Here is a 19,628-nt window from a genome sequence, read left to right as displayed (position 1 = left end):
TGGCGCCGTGGCAACAGGTAACGCCGAGGCGACCAGGGCACGCATCCTCGAAGCGGCAAGGGACGAGTTCTCCGCTCACGGCATCGCCGGGGCGCGCGTCGACCGCATCGCCAAGGCGGCCGGCTGCAACAAGAACCTGCTCTACATCTACTTCCACAGCAAGGAGACCCTGTTCGCCACCGTCCTGGAGCAGAACCTGCGACGGGTCTACGACGAGTTGCCGTTCACGCCCGGCGACCTGCCCGGGTACGCGGCGCGGGTCTTCGACTTCGCGATGGCCCAGCCCGGCCTGATGCGGCTCATGGCGTGGGCGGGCCTGGAGCAGGAGACCGGCGAGGTCGCCCTGCGCAACGCGGCGCAGAGCGCGAAGGTGTCGGCGCTGGAGGCGGCGGCGCGGCGCGCGGACGGCCAGGGTGCGCGCTTCGCGCCGGAGTTCCTGCTGACGGCCATCCTGGCGCTCTCCACCGCCTGGTCGGCGGCGAGCCCCTTCGGCCCGAGACTCAGCCCCGGGCTGGCCGCCGACCCCGCCACGCTGCGGGCGCAGATCGCCGACGCCGTGGCGGCGATCGCCGCCGCCCGGACCGGCCCCTGATCGTAGGACGCCACCCCCGGGAGGCGGCAGGCGATTTCGGCGAGGGTCGTCGCGCGACTGCGTTCCATGGTCGGTCAGCGACTCCTTGTAACGCCGGGGCACGTCGCCGCGACATCCGGATGAGCGTCCACATCGGGTACCTCCCGACAAGCGGCCACGGGGACGGACACATGGAACTGCGCCATTTCCGCTACTTCGTGGCAGTCGCCGAGTACGGCGGCTTCACCCGGGCCGCCGCCCGCCTGCACGTGTCGCAGCCGACGCTCAGCCAGCAAATCCGGGACCTGGAACGCCAGGTGGGCACCCCACTGCTGGTCCGCGACCCGTCCGGGACCCGGCTCACCCCCGCTGGGGCCGCCTTCTACGAGCGGATTCGCGGGGTGCTGCACGCCGTGGACGACGCGGCCTCGACCGCCCGGTACGTGGCCGGCCTGCGGGAGGGCAAGCTGCGGGTAGGTGTGGCGCTGCCGATGCCGCGTGAGATCCACCTCACCGTGCTCACCGCCTTCGCCGAGGCCTACGCGGAGGTGCAGGTGAGCCCCCGGCAGCTCGGCCTGGTCGACTTCGACCGCCCGCTGATCCACGGCGAGATCGACGTGGCGCTGATGTTCATGCCGGTGGACCCGGAACGCCTCGCCTGGGAGCCGGTGCTCGACGAACCGCGGGGGCTCGCCGTGTCCACTGGGCACGACCTGTGGGACGTGGACGCCGTTCACTTCACCGACGTGCTCGGCCAGGCCTTCGCCCCGGCACACGCCGAGGTCCCGGCCCGCGCGGTGCGCTGGTGGACCATGGACGAGCAGCGCAACGACGAGCCGCCCCGATACCGCGGCGCGCCCGGCGCCACCCCCGAGGAAATGCTGCTCAGCGTGCGCCTGAACCGGGTGGTGTGCCCGGCCCCGTACAACTACAGGGACACCGCGCTGCCGACGGGCCTGCGGATGATCGAGCTCACCGGCCTGCCGCCGGCGACGGTCGTCGCGGCCCGCCGGCGCGAGGACCGGGGCGGGCTCGCCGAGGCGTTCTGCTCGCTCGCGGCCCGGACCGTCCGCGGGCTGGCCCGTTCCGCCCCGGGTAAGGTGCCCGCCTCCTCCGACCTGGGTGACCTGCGGGCATAGCCGTCGCCTATGCCCCATAGGCAGCCCGTCTTCGACTTCGCCACCACCCCGGCCGATCCTGGCTCATGAGCCGGGGCTCGGAAGGCCCGCCGATCACGCTCGTCTGGGGGATGCAATGGATGCGCTCGCGCTGGCCGCGGCCTCCGCGTTGGTAAGTGTGCTGGCGAGCGAGGGGTGGCAGGACGGCCGCAGGGCCGTCGTCGCGCTGTGGCGGCGCGCCCGCCCGGAGCAGGCACCGGCGGTCGAGGCCGACCTCGCGGAGGCCCGTACGGAACTGCTGGCCGCCCGGGAGGCGGGCGACGAGCAGGCCGAACAGGCCCTGGTGGTGGAGTGGCGGCAACGCCTGCGCCGGCTGGCGGCCGCCGACCCCGAGGCCGCCCGGGAACTGCGCCGGATCGTGGACGAGGAGCTCACCCCGCTGCTGCCCCCGGCCGGACGGCAGATCACCGTCAACCAGAACGCCACGGTCTCCGGGTTCGGCCGGGTGAACCAGGCGGGCCGCGACATCCGGATCGGCCGGGGGTGAGCCAGGACACGGACACCGGCCCTGACGAGGTGCGGCAGGAGGCGCGCGTTTTCGGCCTGGGCTGGATCCTCCAGGCCGGCCGCGACCTGATCATCCATCTGGCCGTCGACTTCAAACCCCTGGTCCTCGCCGTCGCCGCAGCCGCCCTCATCGCCGGCGGCGGCTGGGCGACGGTGAACTGGCTGATCCCGGCCCTGTCCCCCGCGTACAAGACCCAGTTCCTCATCGACACCAGCGCGGACGCCACCGACATCGCAGGGGCGCTGGGGACCGCCGTGGGCAACTCCGGAGACGACGACGCGCTGGGCCTGCGCAGCTTCGGCGGCGAGTGCGGCCGGGACGGCAACACCACCCGGCTGGTGGACTTCGGCACCGGCAACCGGGGCCGGATCGCCGACGCGGCGCGCCGGGTGCCTGCGGGCGGCAGGCCGACGCTGGTGAAGGGCATCGTCGAGGCGGCCGGCGACTTCTCCGGGTTCTGGCCCCTGCGCGCCACCCAGGTCAACCGGGTCGTCGTCGTCACCCGGCACGGTGCGGACGCCTGCGACGCCGAGTACGCCGAGGACGAGATCCGGCAGCGGATCGCCTCGGCCGGCCTGAAGATCCAGTTTCGGCTGGTCGGCTATCGGGTGCCGGACGACCAGCGGGACCGGCTCAGCCGGATCGCCTCGGCCGCCGGCGCGCCGGAACCTGTCTTCACCGAGACCCCGGAGCAGCTGCGGGTGGCCCTCGACTGGCTCACCAACACCGAACCGGTGCGGACGAACGCCTACGAGGTGATCCGTATCCTCGACCCCACCGCGAAGCGGGTCGACGCCGCGGTGACCGCGATCGGCGCCGGCCGGCTCGACGTGGCCGAGCGCGAGCTCGACCGGGCCGGGACGGGCGACGCCGACGCGCAGCTCAAGGTGCTCGCCGACCGGGCGAGGACCCCTGCCACCCGGGACATCCAGCGCAGGGCCATCGGCCTGCGTGACCTGCAGAAGGAACTGGTCCCCGCCGCCAGGGACCTGCTCGACGCCGCCCGGTCGAGGACCGTCGCACCCACGGACTACAGCGCGATCGCCGACCGCTACAACGACGAGGTGGACGCCATGAACAGAGCACTCGCCGCGCTCCGGCTCACTCTGCCGAAGGCCCCGCGATGACCGGGCCGCGCAGGAGGGGCCGTCGCGCGGTGGCGGTGCTGCTCGCCGTCGCCGCTGTGGTCGCGGGCGCGGGCGCCTACGTCTGGTTCGTGCTGGTTCCCGACTACCGCACCGCGTTTCTGGTGGACGCCTCGGCCGGCCCGGCCGGCCGGTTCGGCGCGATCGCCGCCGCCGTGGGCTCCGCGGCCCGCAACTCCGGAGACGGCGACGCGCTCTCCATGCGCCGGTTCGGCGGCACCTGCGGCGCCACCGGCACCACCGCCGAGGTCGTGCCCACGGGCCGGGGCCAGGGCGACCGGATCGCCACCGAGGCGCGCACCCTCACCCCGTCCGGCGCGGCGACCCTGGGGGACGGCGTCCTCGCGGCGATCGACGACTTCTCCGGCCTGTATCCGTTCCGTGGCAAGAAGGTCAACCGGATCGTCGTGGTGACCGGCCACGGCGAGGACGCGTGCACCGAGGACCAGGGTGCACTGCGGAAAGCCATCCGGGACAGGATCACCGCCGCCGGGCTGACCCTGGAGTTCCGGTTCGTCGGCTACCAGGTGCCCAAGAGCCGGCAGGACGGCCTGAGGCAGCTCGCCGCCGCCACCGGAGCACCCGAACCGCGGTTCGCCACGTCGGCCGACGATCTCACCACGGTGCTGCACAAGCTGACCATCCCCGGCCCCGCCGGTGCCAGCCACGTGAAGGTCCCCGGTGACACCCCGGCCCCTGAGCCGAGCGAGGAGAGGAAGCAGTACGACTTCTCCGTCGTGATGCTCACCGGGTGGGGTGTGAAGGTGTCGGGCGCTCCGGTGAGCTGCGCCGCGGAGACCAACGAGACCTCCACGGACGGACGGCAGTGCCGCTTCAAGCTGGCCGAGGGGCAGCGGATCCGGCTCACCGCCGAGATCCACGGCCCGGACCCCAACCCGATGCGGGCCCAGAACAATCCCAACTACCGGCCGATGAACACCCCCTACTGGTACGGCTGCGACGAGGGACCGAAGTCGCGGACCTGCACCGTGACCATGGACGCCGAGCGCGTGTCCCGGCCGGTCGACACCTCCGCGAAGACCCCCACCACGTCCCGGGTGGCCTGCGTGGCCACCGAGGATCCGGCGGGGGGCGGGGTCGGCATGGTCACCTGCGCGATGCTCACCGGCGCGTCGTCGCCCCCGATGCCGGAAATCACCTATGCGGACGGCTCGGTGGACTCTCCGCAGGGCTGAGGCCCTCAGCCGGGCTGTGAAGCCCGGCTACGCCTCCCCGTACGCCGCGACCCGGCCGCCCTTCCTGGAAGGAGGCCGATCCAGGCGTGGGTGCTGTTCCACCAGCACGGTGCGCACGATACGCACGCGCGAGACAGCCGTGTGCCACTGCACGGTTGCGCGGTTCCGGCGAGCGCGACCGGTCAGGCCAGTGGGAGCCGGACGACGAAGGCCGCACCGCCGGCCGATGTCCGCTCCACGTGCACCTCGCCCTCGTGGCCGTACGCGATGTTCCGCACGATGGCCAGGCCGAGGCCGGTCCCGCCGCGGTCGCGGGAGCGGGCGGCGTCGAGACGGGTGAATCGATCGAAGATCCGTTCCCGATCCTCCTCCCCGATTCCGTCGCCGTCGTCGGCCACCACGAGCTCCGCCACATCGGCCGTACGCCGGACCTGGACGAACACGACCGTCTTGGCGTGCCGCTGCGCGTTGTCGAGCAGTTCGGACAGCATTCGCCTGAGCCGCGCGTCCAGACCGCGCACCAGAACCCCGGGGACGGCCTGCACCTTCACGTCGAGCCTGTCGGAGCGCCGGGCCAGTTCGCTCTGCACGAGATCCCCGAGGTCCAGCAGGGACGGCTCGGCCGGCTGCGCGGCGGCCTGAAGCTGAGCCAGCAGGTAGAGGTCGTCGACCAGCGTCTGCAGCCGTTCCACGTCGTTGAGCGCCCGTTCGAGCAGGTCGTCCACGTCGATCTCGCTGGGATGCAGCCGGGCCTCCTCCAGCTGTGCCCGCAGCCCCGCGATCGGGGTGCGCAGTTCGTGCGACACGTCGGCCTCGAACCGCCGCTGCCAGTCGATGGCCCGATACAGCTTGCCGCACATGCTGTCGATGCCGTGCTTGATGCTGCGCTCCAGCTCATCGAGTTCGCCGAGACATTCACGGAGGTGGCGGAGGGATGTCACGTCTCCGAGATTCCCTGACCCATCCACGACGATTCCCATGGACAGCTAAAATCAGCATCTACGACTTGTTTCCGGCCAGAAATAGGGTCCCTCCGGCAGGACCTAAACATGCCTGAAGACATCAGTAAACGCGATGCGGATGTGGTTCTGCGTTACCTGCGGGTCTTCGAGGCGCGGCAAATCGCCGAGATCCGAGAACCGGTGGCCGAGGACGTGGCTCGTACGTGGAAGACGACCGTCCCTCGCGCGTCCTTCACGGAATATAGAGCTCTACCGACATTCAGCCTCGCTCGTGAGGAGCGGCCACGGCAACTTGGTGCGCGAGCCTCGCCATCGCCGAGCCTCGCCCGTTGGGATGTGACCGCGCCGCCGGAGAACGCCGCACTGTCGAACGCGGCGTCACGCGGATGTACCGGCCGGGCCCCGGTCTGACCCGTTTCCCGGTGTGCATCGCAAGCCCGGTTCGTAGCGCGCCGCCATGAGTTCGCAGGCACGCACACGGGCGGTCGGTGTCCTCTTCGTCCTGGCGGTCATTGCGGTGACGGGCGCTCTGGTCGGCGCCATCGGGCACTACACGGTCCTCGACCGGCCGGTCCTGCCGGGCGCCCTGGCCGCGAGGCTGATCATCGTCTCCGGGACGCTTGTCTTCGGGACGGGCCCGTCATCGCGCTCGGGATGATCTGGACGACGGTGGGGTTGTTCACCTTCGTGATGCTCGCTACCTGCACGGATCTGCTCGGAACCACAATGGGCCCGCGATAAAGCTTCCGTTCGTCGCCGTCCCTCCCATCGTCTGCCGAAGCCATGTACGGTCCGGAACTCTCCCGGAAACAGGATTGACCGGTCGGGGCTGGTGACGAAGGATTGTTGGTATGACGCTTCCCCTGCGCGAAACTCGGCGCTCTCCGCACGCGCTGGTGAAGCTGGTCGTTGTGACTCTCTTATTGGGTGCCACGATCGGAGGAGGCGTTTTCTTGGCGCTGGCGCTGATGTGGCATTCGCTGTGGGGTGAGGGGCCCATGTTCTTCCCGGGCTAGCCGTACACGAGATGGCGCTCACTGCTGAACCCGCCGGTCGCGCTTACGCAGGAGCCCTTTCTCAGGTTTCTCGATCAGCCTTCTCGAGCAACCGGTGGTAGTCATATCCGAGCATGTCAAGGCGGGTCCGGATCCACTGAGCATACGGGCCGTCTGCTCGTTCCAGGAGGGTTCTCAAGCTCTCAATGGCCCTTCGCTCCCGTTGCCGCTTGCTGTGGGATCGAAGATCTCCGGGCAGGTTGTGGCATATATCGGCGATCACTCGTATCTGCTCGTGGTAATCATCCGGGGCGTCAGGCCATTCCATGAGCGTCGGACCACGACGGTAACCCATGGTGCGAATCTCCATGAACGCCACGCTCATCAGGCCTATGAGATCCTCCTGTGCGGGAATCCGCCTCTGAACCACCGAGTTCTCCCACGCTCGTGCGGGCACACAGCATCCGCTGGCCTGATCCCACGCGTCTGCCCCGGCGCCATTCACAGGACAGTGGGCCGGTGACGGGAGGTCAAGCCCGGCGTCGCGGCGAATGGGTCACGCGCCGCGCAGCAGGTTGACGATGGGATCCACACCTCGACCTGGCGCAGCCCTCCGGCAGCCGGCTCGTCCTGTGCATGAGCAGCCTCATAGGTGGGCCAGCAGCCCGTCCAGCGGTCGCGGCACACGGTCGGGCTCCAGTGCCGCGACGAGCGGGCCCGCGTAGCGGATCTTGCGGCCGCTGCCCGCTCCCATGAACCGGCGCAGCTGGTCGTGGGTGCTGCGCTCGCGCCATGTGGGTTGCTTCTGCAGTGTGCGAAACGAGCCGAGCTCGCCCTGGGCATCGACGACGCATTCGACCGTGGCGGTGCCGAGGGCGCGGATCAGCTCGTCTTCCAGGTCTGCCACGCATACGAAGAATCCGAGCGCCTCCAGATCGCTTCTGGTGAGGTCGGATCCGAAGCCGGCGCGCTCGAGACCCCTCCGGAAGGCTCCTTCCTCGCCGGCGTCACACAGACCGGCCAGCCGGAGATCGCGACCGGGAGGGCCGAACTTGCCGATGTACGCCCCGATGTTCGTGGCGCCGCCCATCGCCACGACGGAGATGCCTTCGGCCGCGAGGTTCCGGCCCCGGCGCTCGGCCAACGCCTTGATGGCCGACTTGTCACTGATCCCCTCGACAAGGACCACGGTGTGCGTAGGGTTCACGCGCTCAGCCTTGCACCCAATCCGGCGAGGTTTGTACCAATTTTCCCGTATAGAAGGGACTCGCGATCGGCGGAAGCAACGGCCCGGCCCTGGGCGCCGCGTTCGCGCTATCGCGGTGTCAGCACACAGAACTCGTGGCCGTCGGGATCGGCCATGACCACCCAGCTGACCTCGCCCTGACCGATGTCGATGCGCGTCGCCCCGAGGGAGATGAGACGGTCGACCTCCGCTTGCTGATCGCCGTCGGCGGGTGGAGCGAGGTCGAAATGCAGCCGCTCCTTCCCGGTCTTCGGCATGAGTGGCGGACCGCCCCAGGTGATCTTCGGACCGCCGTGCGGCGATCGAATGGCGGTCTCCTGGTCCTGATCCCAGACCAACGGCCAGCCCAGTGCTTTGCTCCAGAAGTACCCGACCTCCTGCGAACCGTCGGATGCCAGCGCTCCGATGAACCCGCAGTCGGCGAGGAATTGATTGTCCGGCCCGATGACGCAGAACTCGTTGCCTTCGGGGTCCGCGAGCACGACATGATCCTCGTCCGGGCCCTGACCGATGTCGATGTGCCGGGCGCCGAGCCCGATCGCCTTCTCCACCGTCTGCTGCTGGTCCTCAAGGGACGTGCTCGTCAGATCGAAGTGCATCTGGTTCTGGCCGGTCTTCTGCTCCTGACTAGGAAGAAATCGGATCCGGAACCCGGTGTCATCGCTCGGCAGGAGCGTGATGCCGTCCTGGGGGTCCTCGGTCATCTCCCAGCCCAGGACGCCGGCCCAGAAGCGCGCGAGACGTAGCGGGTCGTGCGCATCGAAGCAGAGCGCGACTAGGTGAGATGTCATTCCGCTCCGCACCTCCATTCGCTGATCAAAGCCGTAGACAGGGCACGTCCTCCGCGCCCATAGGGAAATCAACGCTAAGCACTCGGAGACCCCTCACGCCAACCAATTTCGGCAGGCTTGTCGGCAAGCGTGGAAGGGCCGACGCCCACGGCATCCACATGACGAGCCGATGGGCCGACTGGACTACGACGGCCAGCCTCCGAGCGGGCTCGCGCGGGTGCCGGAAGCCCGAGCACAATGCCGCCGCACCGCCCGCCCACCAAGCGCACGCCGGGCTCGTAGCACCACGGGCATAATGTGCTGATGCTCCAAATCGATCGTGGCTACACGATCCAGGATTCGAGGTGCGACTGCTGCGGCGAACAGCGCCGGCAGTCCCGCGGTTTCGTACACAAGCAGGGAGTCGGCCAGTACGCGGTCTTCTTCGCCACCTGCTACCACCATCAAGGCATCCATGAAGCGTGGATAGACGTAATCTTCGATGATCAGTGGGGCGCCGAGCACCTGGAGCTGCCCTGTGATCGGCGGGTCACCTTCGGTTGCAGAGTCGGACCGGTCGAAAACAGCCCGCTCCCGGCCTGCACTCTCGTCAACGCGGCTGCCGTGGCTCCCGACGAACCCCTTTATGGGCACAAACTGTCGCGAAACGAAGCTCTTTCGCACCCGATGTTGAAGGAGTACTGGGAGGTGGTCGACCATATCCTCGAAGCGGAACAAATGCTCCGTAGCCATATTTACGGTCCGCAACCCTGATGCAGTGGGCACAGTGATGGACCGGCACGCTGCTTTCCCGTCGGGCAACGACAGCACGTGTCTCAACTGGTTCTGGGCGGCTCACCTGTAGGGATGGCTTGTCCACGGGCGCCCAGGTCTGCCCTCAACGGATGCATCACGTACGGCCCGCTTCGTGCGTTTCCTGTTGAAATCGTCCGCCATGGCCAATGGCTGTTCAGCGGTGTTCGCTGTCGTTGTCACGCAGTTAGTCACGCAGAGCCGGCCCAGACCTCGGTGACCGTAGCGCCGCTGGCCGACCTCAGTCGGCTCCGTACCCGCCCTGCGTGCACCGTGGATCCACAACAGGGGAGCTCTGACCGTTCCCAACGCGAGCAGGGTATCGACCTACCCCGACCGAAGCGCCTTGGAATGCCGTCGGGCCAATGGTCCGGAGCCATGTAAAGCTCCCTGATGTACGCTCACGATCACGGCTCAATTGCGACCCTGATGTCCATGCTGACTTGGGAGGATTCCATTGGTCCGCAGCATCAAGCTCCTGCCCTGCAGCTTCAGTTCCGCACCGTGACCAAGGAGAAGGAGCGAGACGACCCCGACGACTTCTCGGGGATCAGCCTCGGCGGCGCGGCCCTCATGTTGACCGTCATGGCCCTGAGACACCCTTGGCAGTCGCTCAAGGAACTGCTCAGGGTGGTCCGTCGACTGGGCCGCCGGGCGCTCAGGCTCGCAATGGTCCCTGCCGCATTGATGGCCGCCATCGTGTTGTCGCGCCGAAGGGATCGACGCCCCACCTTCGAGGACTACCTGCATGGCCGCGACGAGGAATGAGACCGCTTGTGACGGAGATCTTCCTCCGGATCGCCTGGTGCGACAACCGGTGAACGCACTCGGCGACCGAGAACCCACTTCAGTCCGTTCACGAAGATCGGGTTGCTAGAGCGACCGAAATGGCTGCGTGAATCCGGATGTCCACGCTCTGGGGGAAAGCCCAGTGTCCCGGCCGGCGGGACACTCCCTGACTTCCTGCTTTCGAACGGGGGCCAGTCACGCCGTAGAGAGATGCTTGCCCTGCTCGATAGGTGGTTGAGGCTCGGCCGCGGGTGCCTGTGTGAGGTGATGTCGCTCTGCGGAGCAATCAGACCTCGGTAGCTTGATCGGGTGAAATGCCCCGGAGAGTGACCTTGGCCAGGACAGGGGGTCTATCAGGGGGTGTCCCAGAAAGAAATGGAAGGCATGATGCGCTGGCTGTGGTTGCCGATCCTTCTTGTCCTCGGCGGGTGCTCGATCACGATCCCCTCCTCGCCGCCGCCCATCCGCGCTTCGGCGCCGGCCGGTGCGGCCGCTCTCCCGCCTGAGATCGTCAGCGTAAAGCAGAGTGTGGTGCGTTTCTCGGGACGAGCGCCGGCTTGCTTCAAGAGGATCGAAGGGACGGGTTTCGTATATGCCCCCCAGCGGGTGGTGACGGCGGCGCACGTGGTAGCCGGCGTTACCCGATCCTTCAGCGTTACTACCGACGATGGTGAGGTTTATCCGGCACGCGTCGTCGTTTTTGATCCGAGTGTTGACGTCGCGGTCCTGTACGTACCAGATCTGTCCGCGCCTCCGCTCGTCATCGCCGACGCGCCGCCCGGCGATGCTTACGCGCTCGCCTATCCGAAGGGCGCAGAGCGTGAGGTGGTACAGCCGATCAAAATCGAACGGCACATCGGGGCAGAGAGCCTGGACATCTACGAGAAACGCAAAGTCACCAAGGAAGTCCTCGAACTCTCCGGTGCCAACATCGCCCCAGGTTGGAGCGGTGCGCCACTGGTCGTTCCCGGGGGCACGGTCACCGGGATGGTTTTCGCACAGTCGAAGGATGCTCCGAACCGCGGGTACGCGCTGGCCGCCGAGGAATTCCTGTTTATGGTGAACGACGCGAGGTACGCCACGAGACCGGTTTCGACCCAGCAATGTAGCAAGTGATGGTGGACCAGTGCATCTCTCCCCGTGTCCACCCCGTTCGCCGTCGACCCACCGCGGAGCGCCCCAACCACCCCACAACCCGCACATAGGTTCGGACGCCGCTACGGCCACCTGTTGCCTGACGATGAAGACCTGGCAGAGGTGCCGTCGAAATCTGATCGCCGCGCTGCTGGCGGAACAGGACCGGAACAGTGGCACCTGACCTGCACTCAGACCCAGGTCAGGGATGTGAAGGTGGACGAGCCGGCCTGTAGGCCGGGTTCTGTGATCAGCCGTGAGGGCTGACCGGCGGCCATCCATCTAGGACCGCCGTTGCCGGCGGCCTCAAGCGGTCTACCCGCGCGGCTCGGGCGGGCAGCCCTCGAACGTCGCGCGCGGGACGTTCCGGAGAACGTCCCTTCTTGACCTTGCTCCGGGTGGGGTTTACCGAGCCGCCCACGTCACCGTGGGCGCTGGTGGTCTCTTACACCACCGTTTCACCCTTACCCCCGCGAAGGGGGCGGTCTGTTTTCTGTGGCACTGTCCCGCGGGTCACCCCGGGTCGGCGTTACCGACCACCCTGCCCTGTGGAGCCCGGACCTTCCTCGGCAGGGCCGTGAAGCCCTGACGCGGCCGCCCGGCCGGCTCGTCCACCGTGAAGGTAAGCCTAGCGGCTTCGGAATCCTTCCCCGGACCGGCCCGGGATCATGTGAAGACTCTCTGAGTTCTCCCGCCGGGCGGGAGCGTGGGACGGCACCGGCGCAGGTCGGGGGCCGACCGCTCACAGGAACCGCACAGATCCTCTCAGAGGTCACGCAGACCGGTGGGCGAGGCTGCGTCCCATGATTGAGTTGCGGCAGCTGACCAGGAGGTACGGCGAGGTCACCGTCGTGGACGGCCTCAGCTTCGACGTACGGCCGGGCGTCGTCACCGGCTTCCTCGGGCCGAACGGCGCGGGCAAGACGAGCACGATGCGGATGATCCTCGGGCTCGACAGGCCGACGAGCGGAAGCGCGACGATCGGCGGGCGGCGCTACGCCGACCTGCCCGTACCCCTGCGGGAGGTGGGGGCGCTGCTCGACGCGCATGCCGTGCACCCGCGCAGGACCGCGTTCGACCATCTGCTCTCCCTGGCGTACGGCAACGGCATCGGACGGCGCCGGGTCGAGGAGGTGCTCGGGCTCGTGGGCCTGGCCGACGTGGCGGGCCGGCGTCCCGGCGGGTTCTCCCTGGGAATGAAACAGCGGCTCGGCATCGCGGTGGCGCTGCTCGGTGATCCCCCGGTGGTCCTGCTCGACGAACCCGTCAACGGGCTGGACCCCGAGGGCATCCGCTGGATCCGCACACTGACGCGGAGCCTGGCCGCCGAGGGCAGAACCGTCCTGCTGTCCAGCCACCTGATGAGCGAGATGGCCCTCACCGCCGACCACCTCGTCGTCATCGGCCGGGGGCGGTTGATCGCCGACACCGGGCTGGAGGCGTTCGTCCAGGCGGCCGCGCGGCAGGGGGTGCTCGTGCGCACCCCCGACGCGCGACGGCTCGCCCCACTGCTCCGGGAGTCCGGCGCCACCGTGCGGCCGGGCGTCGACGGCGGCCTGATGGTGACCGGATTGTCCGGTGCCGAGGTCGGTGGTCTCGCCGGTGCGCACGGAATCGTCCTGCACGAACTCACGCCCCGGCGGGCCTCCCTCGAGGACGCCTATCTGGAGCTGACCGGCGACAGCGTCGAGTTCGCCACGAGTGCCGCCGGGGTCGTCTCATGACCGCGTACGGCGTGCTGCGCTCGGAGTGGGTGAAGTTCCGCAGCGTCCGGGCCATGCTCGGCTGCCTGGCTGGGGCTGTGGTGGCGGCCGGATCGTACGGCTATCTGTTCGGCACGGCGGCCGCACGCGAGTACCTCGGCGCGTCGGCCGCGGACCGGGCGGCCTTCGACCCCACCGAGACGGCCTTCCGCGCCCTCGTGCTGGTGGGGGTGCTCGTCAGCGCGGTCGGCGTACTGGCCGTGACCAGCGAGTACGCCGCGGGAACGATGCCGGTCAGCATCACCGCCGTGCCGAGACGCGGACTCCTCCTCCTCGGCAAGGGGGCCGTCGTCGCGCTGACCACGCTCCTCGTCGGGCCGCCGCTGGCGCTCCTGTCGTTCACGCTCAGCCAGGCGGCGCTGGCGGCGCAGGGCGTGCCGAGCGTGGGACCCGGTGATCCCGGCGTGCCCGCAGCACTGCTGGGCGCGGGCCTGTTCACCGGCCTGATCGGGCTGTACGGAATGGCGCTCGGGTTCCTGCTGCGCAGGTCGGCGGGGGCCATCTCGCTCGGGACGTTCCTTCTGATCCTGCCCGGCATGGCGAGTCTGTTCCCGAAGCCGGTGGCCAGGTGGATCGTCACCTGGTGGCCGAGCGCGGCGGGCGCTCGGATCTTCGCGGTCCATCCCGGCACCGAGCTGCTCACGCCGCTCGCGGGCGCGGGTGTGCTGGCCGCCACCGTGCTCGTCCTGCTCTGCGCCGCCGTCGCCGTCTTCCGCGGGCGGGACGCGTGACGCGCCGGCCTGTACGGCGGGCTTAGCACCGCGTACCTATTCTTCCGATGATCGGCGGAGGGAGGCCGGAGTGGACGGGCGGCACCTGCTGGTGGTCGACGACGAACCCGTGGTGCGGGAACTGCTGGCGGCCACACTGCGCTTCGCGGGATACGAGGTGACCTCGGCCGCGTCGGGGTCGCAGGCCCTGGACACCGCGCAGACCACGCCGCCGGACCTCGTGCTCCTCGACGTCATGCTGCCCGACATGGATGGTTTCGAGGTCATCCGCCGTCTCCGGGAGCTTCCCCGCCCGCTGTTCGGCGGCCGTCCCGGTCAGGTGCCGGTGCTGTTCCTGACCGCGCGCGACACCACGCAGGACAAGATCAACGGTCTGCGTCTGGGCGGCGACGACTACGTCACCAAGCCGTTCGACCTGGAGGAACTGCTCGCCCGGATCGAGGCCGTGCTCAGGCGGGCCGGGGCCGCTCCCGAGGACCGCACGCTGCGGGTGGCCGACCTCGAACTCGACCCGGAGGGCCATCAGGTGATTCGGGCGGGCACCCCCGTGCGGCTGTCGCCGACCGAGTTCCGGCTGCTCCACTACCTGGTGCTCAACGCCGGGAGGGTGGTGTCCAAGGCCCAGATCCTGGAGCATGTCTGGCGGTACGACTTCGCCGGCGACTCCAGCATCGTGGACACGTACGTGAGCTATGTACGCCGCAAGATCGACAGGGCCGGGCCCAAGCTGATCCACACCATGCACGGCGTGGGTTACGTCCTGCGCGGGCCACGGCCGTGACCACGACGCCGTCCGGGTCCTGGAAGCGTCCGGAATCACGTCCGTGGACGAAGGGCCTGTCGCTGCGCGGGCGGCTCCTGCTGACCACCATGGCCCTGCTCGCGGCGGGCCTGACCGTAAGCGGCGCGGTCGCGGTCGCCACGCTGCGGGCCCACCTCATCGGACGCGTGGATCAGCAGCTCACACCGATGGCGGCGGTGTTGTCGCGGATCCCGGCCCGGCTGATCGCCGTACCGTCCGAGCGGCAGAGCCCGCAACCGCTGAGCCCGCAATCATTGAGCACGGTGCCCGGTATGGACCTGATCGACCAGGTGTACGTCGCCTATCTGAGCGCGGACGGCGGCGTCGAACAGGAGAGTGTCCGGTGGCTGCGGGACGGGCCGCGGGATCGGGGCCCGGCGCTGCCCCGGCTCGACACCGCCGCGGTCGAGCGGCTGGGCGGGCGGCCGTTCGACGCGACCGGCTCCGACGGCGGATGGCGGGTCGTCGCCGTCCCCCGGCCCACCCCCACGACGGAGCCCGCCCCCGCGACGGCACTCACGGCCACGCCCGCGACAAGCCGGGGCAGCGTCGTCGTGGCGGCGTCGCTCGGCGGGGTCAGGTCGACCGTCGGCCGCCTGACGATGGTCTGCGCGGCGACCGCGGCGGCGCTCATGACGTCGCTCGCCGTCATCGGGTGGTTCGCCGTCCGGCGGGGGTTGCGGCCACTGCGGACGATCGAGGAGACCGCGGCGGCCATCGCCGGGGGCGACCTGTCCCGGCGCGTCCCCGCGCTGGCCGCACCCCAGACCGAGGTCGGGCGGCTGGCGGCCGCCCTGAACGTCATGCTCGGCCAGTTGGAGGGGGCCTTCGCCGCGCGGGGACGGGCCCAGGCCCGGATGCGACGCTTCGTCGCGGATGTCAGCCACGAGCTGCGCACCCCGCTCTTCGGCATCAAGGGGTTCGCGGAACTGCACCGGATGGGCGGGCTGCCCGACGTGGACCTCACCCTCGACCGTATCGAGAGCGAGGCGGGACGCCTGGTCCGGCTCGTGGAGGACCTGCTCCTGCTGGCCCGCCTGGACGAGGGCGAGGACGCCCTGCCCATGGATCTCGCGCCCATGGACCTGCGGACGCTCGCCGCCGACGCCCACAACGACCTGCGTACGCTGGACCCCCGGCGGGAGGTCACACTGACCGGGCCGGACGGCGGGCCGCCGGGCGAGGCGCCGGTTCTCGGCGACGAGGCGCGGCTGCGACAGGTGATCTCCAACCTCGTGGGCAACGCCGTCGCCCACACCCCGCCGGGCACGCCGGTGCGGATCGGCGTCGGCACGGCCGGCGGGGACGGCGTCCTCGTGATCGCCGACGAGGGGCCGGGGATGCCCGCGGAAGAGGCCGCCCGGGTGTTCGACCGCTTCTATCGGGTCGACGGCTCACGCAGCCGCAGCGGCGCCGGAGGCGCCGGGCTGGGGCTGGCCATCGTCCGGTCGATCGTCACCGCGCACGGAGGCAGGGTGGAGCTGCGGACGCGGCCCGGCGCCGGGGCCGCCTTCCGCGTCGTCCTGCCCCGCGAGGGACTCCCGCCACGCGGCCGGACAGGGCCGGGCAGGGCCTAGCTTCGCGTGACGTCCTTGACGAACACGATCCCGTCGTACGCGGCGAGGTGGGCCGGGTCCAGCGCGGAGTAGCCGAACCAGGGGGACTCGCGGGGGGCGGGCCGCGCGTCGCCGAGGGCGGCGGCCAGGCGGCGGGCGTCGACCACGTAGCGGTCCTCGGGGAGCGCGTACAGGAGCCCTTCGAGCGTGTCCGGGGGCGGGGCGTCCACTCCCTGGTGCCGGATCGTGCCGATGGCCGTGGCCAGGAAGGCGTATCCCTCACCCAGGTGGGCGCTCACGATCGCGCCGGAGCTCCACCATTCGAACGGCAGGTCGCCCAACCGCATCGTGCTCTTGTCCCGCTGGAAATGCGCGTTGTGGGCGTGGACCAGCGCCGGGCCCCGCTCGGCGACGGCGAGGAGGTTGGCGGCGATCATCGAACTGCGCAGGCCCAGCAGCCGCGGCATGCGGCCCGGTGACGTGTCGGCCATCCAGTGGTGGTAGCGCAGCAGGCCGGTGGCGGCGCGCCCGTACAGGTGCGCCCGGTCCCAGTCGTCCCGGGAGGACACCGCGGTCAGGTGCGGCGTCTCCGCGTCGAGCAGCGCCACGAGATCGTCGGCGAGCAGCCGCAGCTTGCCGGCCTCGGCCGACTGCCCCACGGATCGGGACGGGTCCATCATCGTGGCGGGATCGGCCCAGCGGTCGTCGGGGCCGAGCAGGCGGTCGAGTGTCTCCGCGTCACAGGGGAGCAGGTCCGCGTCCACCCGGGCCGCGAGGTAGCCGTGGAGAGCGGTGAGGGCCCGCCGGGGGCTCGCGGCGTGGCTGATCTCCAGCGGACCGTCGAGACCGGCGAAGCGCAGCCGCTCGGCCGCGGGCCGGCCCGCGTTGTACGCGCGCATCCAGCGCACGAGCTCCCGGTTGGCCGCGGACGCGCCCCAGCCGTGGCTGAAGCCGCGCTCCATGACCTCGTCGAGGCGGCCCGTGCCCGAGGTGACGTAATCGTCCACGACCAGGCCCATCAGGCAGTCGCTCTCGATCGCGATCGTCCGGTAGCCCTCCTGCTCGACGAGCTGCCGGAAGAGCTCGTTGCGCACCTCGAGCAGAAGGTCTTCGCCGTGGGTGGGCTCGCCCAGGGCGAGCAGCCGTGGCCGGGCCGGGAGCAGCCTCATGACGGAGGCGGCCTCGACGGGATGGGCGGTGTCCACGATGCCGATATCCATACCTTCAACGGTATCGTTGAACTCTCACGTAGAGACTTGTCCGTCGAATCGCCAGAACAATCGGGGGAAACCCTCAACTGGCGGCTTCAAGCGCCCCTGGCGCGCGGGCACGGCTTGTCCGGGTCGGAAAACGCCGACGCCGCGGGGGCACGGCTGAGCGTGCGGTCCCGCGGCGCGTCGTCCCCTGCGGGGACGGTGTCAGGAAAGGTGGGCGGTGTCGTTGAGCGCCCGTACGACGGCGGGCCCGTCGGCGTAGTAGTCGATCGCCGACAGGCAGGCCAGGTCGAGGTGCATCCGATAGAGGGCCTCCGGCGGAGCGCCCAGCGCGAAGCGGACGAGCATCTTGATAGGGGTCACATGGGAGACCACGACGACGCTGCGGCCTTCGTTGGCCTTCACGACGCGGTCCCTCGCCTGCTCGACCCTGCGGGCGGTCGACGCGAAACTCTCCCCGCCGGGCGGCGCGACGTCGGGGTCGGCCAGCCAGGACGCCAGTTCGCGGGGCCAGCGCTGCTGGATCTCCGCGAACGTGTGTCCCTCCCACTCGCCGAAGTCGGTCTCGCGCAGGTCGTCGTCCACCAGCACCGCCAGGCCCGTCCGGGCGGCCACCGCCTCCGCCGTCTGCCGGGCGCGCGCGAGCGGGGAGCTGACGATCACCTCGACCTCGTACGGCTGCCGCGACAGGCGCAGGGCGGCGGCCTCGGCCTGCGCGAGCCCGGTGGAGGTGAGCGACGGGTCGCCCAGCCCGGAGAACCGCTTCTCCACCGACAGCGGCGTCTGCCCGTGCCTGAGCAGGAGCAGGGACGTGGCGACGCGCGTGGCCCTGGGCATCCACCCGTGCCCGCGCCTGTCGTGGGACGTGGCCGTTCCTGCCGCCGTGCCCGCATCTGCGGCGGCGGTCCCCGCACCGGTCGCGCCGGGAGTCCCCGTGCGACCAGCGGCGTCGGCCGGAGTCTGGGCGACGGGAGCGGGGGCGCCGGAATCGTCGTCGAACAGCGAGGGCGCGTCGATGTTGGGCGGCTCGGCGCCGGGCTCGAAGGCGGGAGCGGACTCCGGCGCGGAGGTGATCGCGCTCGCCTGCCAGGTCTCCCCCCGGGCCGCCGCGTCCATCGCCTCGTTGGCGAGCCGGTCGGCGTGACTGTTGCGCTCGCGCGGAATCCACGTCCAGGTGATCCGGAACCGCCGGGCCAGGCCCGCCGCCTCCAGGGCGAGCGGCCGCAGGCCCTCGTGCTTGACCTTCCACCGGCCGGCCATCTGCTCGATGACCAGCTTGGAGTCCATCCGCACCTCGACCTGCCCGCCCTCCGCGCCGAGCGCGAGCAGCGCACGGAGCCCGGCGATCAGGCCGCGGTATTCGGCCACGTTGTTGGTCGCGGTGCCGATCGACTCGGCGGCCTCGGCGAGCACCCGCCCGGCGTCGTCCTTGACCACCGCGCCATACCCGGCCGGGCCCGGGTTGCCCCGCGACCCGCCGTCGGCCTCGACGATGAACTCCACGGCGACCGTCACAGACCCGACTCTGCCGTACGGACCAGGATGCGGCGGCACTCCTCGCAGCGGACCACCTCGTCGTGGGCGGCGGCCCGGATCCGGTTGAGGTCGGCGATCGACAGGCTCGTGCGGCAGCCGAGGCACCGGCCGCCGTGCAGCATGGCGGCGCCGACTCCGGTCTGCTCGCGCATCTTCTCGTACAGCCCGAGCAGGTCGGCGGGAACGTCGGCGGTGATCGCGGACCGGCCGGAGGTCAGCTCGCCGGCTGCCTTGTCGATCTCCGCGAACGCCGCGTCCCTGCGGTCCTCGGCGGCGTGCAGCGAGCCGGTCACCTCTTCGCGCTCCGACTTGAGCGTGGCGACCCGGGCGTCGGCCGCCTCCCGGCGCTCCATGATCTCCAGCACGACCTCTTCCAGGTCCGACTGCCTGCGCCGCAGGGAGACGATCTCGGACTGGAGGCTCGCCAGGTCCTTGGGCGAGGAGACCTGCCCGGAGTCGAGGCGCTTCTGGTCACGCTCGACCCGGACGCGTACGGCGTCCACGTCCGACTCGGCCTTGGCCTGGTCGCGGGCGAGGTCGCCGGCCTCGGTCTCGGCGGCGATGATCTGCGTGGAGACCTGGGCCAGCCTCTTGGACAGCTCGTCGATCTCGGCGAGCTCCGGCAGGCTGCGGCGGCGGTGCCGCAGCCGGTCGAGACCGGTGTCGAGCTCAGCGAGATCGAGCAGACGCTTCTGTGCTTCCGGTGCGGCCTTCATCCC

Annotated in this window: 22 protein-coding genes and 1 other RNA gene; 15 read left to right on the top strand and 8 right to left on the bottom strand. The window is 70.2% G+C overall.

Going from position 1 to position 19,628, the window contains the following annotated elements:
• Nucleotides 1–7 precede the first annotated feature (7 nt).
• The 5 genes from FH610_RS13010 to FH610_RS12990 all read left to right on the top strand — a co-directional run bounded on the left by FH610_RS13010 (nt 8) and on the right by FH610_RS12990 (nt 4,598).
• Nucleotides 8–592 (top strand): TetR/AcrR family transcriptional regulator, encoded by a 585-nt coding sequence (locus FH610_RS13010; protein ID WP_139574605.1) that lies wholly within the window; start codon nt 8–10, stop codon nt 590–592.
• Between the two features lie 170 nt (nt 593–762).
• Nucleotides 763–1,710 carry a LysR family transcriptional regulator gene (locus FH610_RS13005; protein ID WP_161627996.1) on the top strand — a complete coding sequence of 316 codons (948 nt, stop codon included), beginning with the start codon at nt 763–765 and terminating at the stop codon, nt 1,708–1,710.
• Between the two features lie 115 nt (nt 1,711–1,825).
• Nucleotides 1,826–2,236 (top strand): hypothetical protein, encoded by a 411-nt coding sequence (locus FH610_RS13000; RefSeq protein ID WP_139574603.1) that lies wholly within the window; start codon nt 1,826–1,828, stop codon nt 2,234–2,236.
• Nucleotides 2,233–3,384, top strand: a complete 1,152-nt coding sequence (locus FH610_RS12995; protein ID WP_139574602.1) for a VWA domain-containing protein — start codon at nt 2,233–2,235, stop codon at nt 3,382–3,384. The genes FH610_RS13000 and FH610_RS12995 overlap by 4 nt, the downstream gene beginning before the upstream one ends.
• Nucleotides 3,381–4,598, top strand: a complete 1,218-nt coding sequence (locus FH610_RS12990; protein ID WP_139574601.1) for a vWA domain-containing protein — start codon at nt 3,381–3,383, stop codon at nt 4,596–4,598. Before FH610_RS12995 ends, FH610_RS12990 begins: the two co-directional genes overlap by 4 nt.
• A gap of 182 nt (nt 4,599–4,780) precedes the next feature.
• Here the strand turns inward: FH610_RS12990 and FH610_RS12985 are convergent, their stop codons facing one another.
• On the bottom strand, nt 4,781–5,539 hold the full coding sequence (locus FH610_RS12985; protein ID WP_161627995.1) for a sensor histidine kinase: 759 nt from the start codon (nt 5,537–5,539) through the stop codon (nt 4,781–4,783).
• A gap of 108 nt (nt 5,540–5,647) precedes the next feature.
• Between FH610_RS12985 and FH610_RS12980 the strand changes: the two genes are divergently transcribed.
• From FH610_RS12980 to FH610_RS42845, 3 genes are all read left to right on the top strand, one after another.
• Nucleotides 5,648–5,971 (top strand): hypothetical protein, encoded by a 324-nt coding sequence (locus FH610_RS12980; protein WP_139574599.1) that lies wholly within the window; start codon nt 5,648–5,650, stop codon nt 5,969–5,971.
• 46 nt (nt 5,972–6,017) lie between these two features.
• Nucleotides 6,018–6,218 (top strand): hypothetical protein, encoded by a 201-nt coding sequence (locus FH610_RS12975; protein ID WP_139574598.1) that lies wholly within the window; start codon nt 6,018–6,020, stop codon nt 6,216–6,218.
• A gap of 193 nt (nt 6,219–6,411) precedes the next feature.
• On the top strand, nt 6,412–6,576 hold the full coding sequence (locus FH610_RS42845) for a hypothetical protein (RefSeq protein WP_161627994.1): 165 nt from the start codon (nt 6,412–6,414) through the stop codon (nt 6,574–6,576).
• A gap of 61 nt (nt 6,577–6,637) precedes the next feature.
• On the opposite strand, the gene FH610_RS12970 is transcribed toward FH610_RS42845, so the two are convergent.
• From FH610_RS12970 to FH610_RS12960, 3 genes are all read right to left on the bottom strand, one after another.
• On the bottom strand, nt 6,638–6,940 hold the full coding sequence (locus FH610_RS12970) for a hypothetical protein (RefSeq protein WP_139574597.1): 303 nt from the start codon (nt 6,938–6,940) through the stop codon (nt 6,638–6,640).
• 261 nt (nt 6,941–7,201) lie between these two features.
• Nucleotides 7,202–7,762 carry a TOPRIM nucleotidyl transferase/hydrolase domain-containing protein gene (locus tag FH610_RS12965; RefSeq protein WP_139574596.1) on the bottom strand — a complete coding sequence of 187 codons (561 nt, stop codon included), beginning with the start codon at nt 7,760–7,762 and terminating at the stop codon, nt 7,202–7,204.
• A 107-nt stretch (nt 7,763–7,869) separates the two neighbouring features.
• Complete coding sequence (locus FH610_RS12960; protein WP_139574944.1) at nt 7,870–8,592, bottom strand: VOC family protein; 723 nt, start codon at nt 8,590–8,592, stop codon at nt 7,870–7,872.
• Nucleotides 8,593–8,895: 303 nt separating this feature from the next.
• On the opposite strand from FH610_RS12960, the gene FH610_RS12955 reads away from it, so the two are divergent.
• From FH610_RS12955 to FH610_RS12945, 3 genes are all read left to right on the top strand, one after another.
• Complete coding sequence (locus tag FH610_RS12955; protein ID WP_139574595.1) at nt 8,896–9,345, top strand: hypothetical protein; 450 nt, start codon at nt 8,896–8,898, stop codon at nt 9,343–9,345.
• 474 nt (nt 9,346–9,819) lie between these two features.
• Nucleotides 9,820–10,152 (top strand): hypothetical protein, encoded by a 333-nt coding sequence (locus FH610_RS12950; RefSeq protein ID WP_139574594.1) that lies wholly within the window; start codon nt 9,820–9,822, stop codon nt 10,150–10,152.
• A gap of 405 nt (nt 10,153–10,557) precedes the next feature.
• Nucleotides 10,558–11,289, top strand: a complete 732-nt coding sequence (locus FH610_RS12945; RefSeq protein ID WP_161627993.1) for a trypsin-like peptidase domain-containing protein — start codon at nt 10,558–10,560, stop codon at nt 11,287–11,289.
• Nucleotides 11,290–11,524: 235 nt separating this feature from the next.
• On the opposite strand, the gene rnpB is transcribed toward FH610_RS12945, so the two are convergent.
• Nucleotides 11,525–11,917: RNase P RNA component class A (rnpB, locus tag FH610_RS12940), an RNA gene on the bottom strand.
• A gap of 193 nt (nt 11,918–12,110) precedes the next feature.
• Between rnpB and FH610_RS12935 the strand changes: the two genes are divergently transcribed.
• From FH610_RS12935 to FH610_RS12920, 4 genes are all read left to right on the top strand, one after another.
• Nucleotides 12,111–13,031 carry an ATP-binding cassette domain-containing protein gene (locus FH610_RS12935; protein WP_139574592.1) on the top strand — a complete coding sequence of 307 codons (921 nt, stop codon included), beginning with the start codon at nt 12,111–12,113 and terminating at the stop codon, nt 13,029–13,031.
• Nucleotides 13,028–13,801 (top strand): hypothetical protein, encoded by a 774-nt coding sequence (locus FH610_RS12930; protein ID WP_139574591.1) that lies wholly within the window; start codon nt 13,028–13,030, stop codon nt 13,799–13,801. The genes FH610_RS12935 and FH610_RS12930 overlap by 4 nt, the downstream gene beginning before the upstream one ends.
• Nucleotides 13,802–13,871: 70 nt before the next feature.
• Entirely contained in the window at nt 13,872–14,582 is a 711-nt protein-coding gene (locus FH610_RS12925) for a response regulator transcription factor (protein WP_139574590.1), read from the top strand.
• The gene (locus tag FH610_RS12920; protein WP_205825741.1) at nt 14,579–16,180 is read left to right on the top strand and encodes a sensor histidine kinase; all 1,602 of its coding nucleotides are present in this window, start codon (nt 14,579–14,581) and stop codon (nt 16,178–16,180) included. Before FH610_RS12925 ends, FH610_RS12920 begins: the two co-directional genes overlap by 4 nt.
• Here the strand turns inward: FH610_RS12920 and FH610_RS12915 are convergent.
• The 3 genes from FH610_RS12915 to FH610_RS12905 all read right to left on the bottom strand — a co-directional run bounded on the left by FH610_RS12915 (nt 16,177) and on the right by FH610_RS12905 (nt 19,625).
• On the bottom strand, nt 16,177–17,379 hold the full coding sequence (locus FH610_RS12915; RefSeq protein ID WP_139574589.1) for an erythromycin esterase family protein: 1,203 nt from the start codon (nt 17,377–17,379) through the stop codon (nt 16,177–16,179). The two genes, FH610_RS12920 and FH610_RS12915, sit on opposite strands and share 4 nt — an antisense overlap.
• 198 nt (nt 17,380–17,577) lie before the next feature.
• Nucleotides 17,578–18,888: a bifunctional RNase H/acid phosphatase gene (locus FH610_RS12910; protein ID WP_240808940.1), complete on the bottom strand. Its 1,311-nt coding sequence runs from the start codon at nt 18,886–18,888 to the stop codon at nt 17,578–17,580.
• On the bottom strand, nt 18,885–19,625 hold the full coding sequence (locus FH610_RS12905) for a zinc ribbon domain-containing protein (protein ID WP_139574588.1): 741 nt from the start codon (nt 19,623–19,625) through the stop codon (nt 18,885–18,887). Before FH610_RS12905 ends, FH610_RS12910 begins: the two co-directional genes overlap by 4 nt.
• Nucleotides 19,626–19,628 lie beyond the last annotated feature (3 nt).

It is taken from the genome of Microbispora catharanthi, assembly GCF_006334915.2.
GTDB classification, from domain to species: Bacteria; Actinomycetota; Actinomycetes; order Streptosporangiales; family Streptosporangiaceae; genus Microbispora; species Microbispora catharanthi.
The sequence above is the reverse complement of the archived record's forward strand: the minus strand, read 5'-3'. Positions and strand labels throughout refer to the sequence as shown.

Coding starts and splice junctions, on each gene's coding strand:
- FH610_RS12930 (WP_139574591.1), top strand. CDS start 13,028: ATGACCGCGTACGGCGTGCTGCGCTCGGAGTGGGTGAAGTTCCGCAGC.
- FH610_RS12960 (WP_139574944.1), bottom strand. CDS start 8,592: ATGACATCTCACCTAGTCGCGCTCTGCTTCGATGCGCACGACCCGCTA.
- FH610_RS12970 (WP_139574597.1), bottom strand. CDS start 6,940: ATGAGCGTGGCGTTCATGGAGATTCGCACCATGGGTTACCGTCGTGGT.
- FH610_RS12945 (WP_161627993.1), top strand. CDS start 10,558: ATGATGCGCTGGCTGTGGTTGCCGATCCTTCTTGTCCTCGGCGGGTGC.
- FH610_RS13000 (WP_139574603.1), top strand. CDS start 1,826: ATGGATGCGCTCGCGCTGGCCGCGGCCTCCGCGTTGGTAAGTGTGCTG.
- FH610_RS12990 (WP_139574601.1), top strand. CDS start 3,381: ATGACCGGGCCGCGCAGGAGGGGCCGTCGCGCGGTGGCGGTGCTGCTC.
- FH610_RS12915 (WP_139574589.1), bottom strand. CDS start 17,379: ATGGATATCGGCATCGTGGACACCGCCCATCCCGTCGAGGCCGCCTCC.
- FH610_RS12905 (WP_139574588.1), bottom strand. CDS start 19,625: ATGAAGGCCGCACCGGAAGCACAGAAGCGTCTGCTCGATCTCGCTGAG.
- FH610_RS12980 (WP_139574599.1), top strand. CDS start 5,648: ATGCCTGAAGACATCAGTAAACGCGATGCGGATGTGGTTCTGCGTTAC.
- FH610_RS13005 (WP_161627996.1), top strand. CDS start 763: ATGGAACTGCGCCATTTCCGCTACTTCGTGGCAGTCGCCGAGTACGGC.
- FH610_RS12975 (WP_139574598.1), top strand. CDS start 6,018: ATGAGTTCGCAGGCACGCACACGGGCGGTCGGTGTCCTCTTCGTCCTG.
- FH610_RS42845 (WP_161627994.1), top strand. CDS start 6,412: ATGACGCTTCCCCTGCGCGAAACTCGGCGCTCTCCGCACGCGCTGGTG.
- FH610_RS12935 (WP_139574592.1), top strand. CDS start 12,111: ATGATTGAGTTGCGGCAGCTGACCAGGAGGTACGGCGAGGTCACCGTC.
- FH610_RS12955 (WP_139574595.1), top strand. CDS start 8,896: ATGCTCCAAATCGATCGTGGCTACACGATCCAGGATTCGAGGTGCGAC.
- FH610_RS12950 (WP_139574594.1), top strand. CDS start 9,820: ATGCTGACTTGGGAGGATTCCATTGGTCCGCAGCATCAAGCTCCTGCC.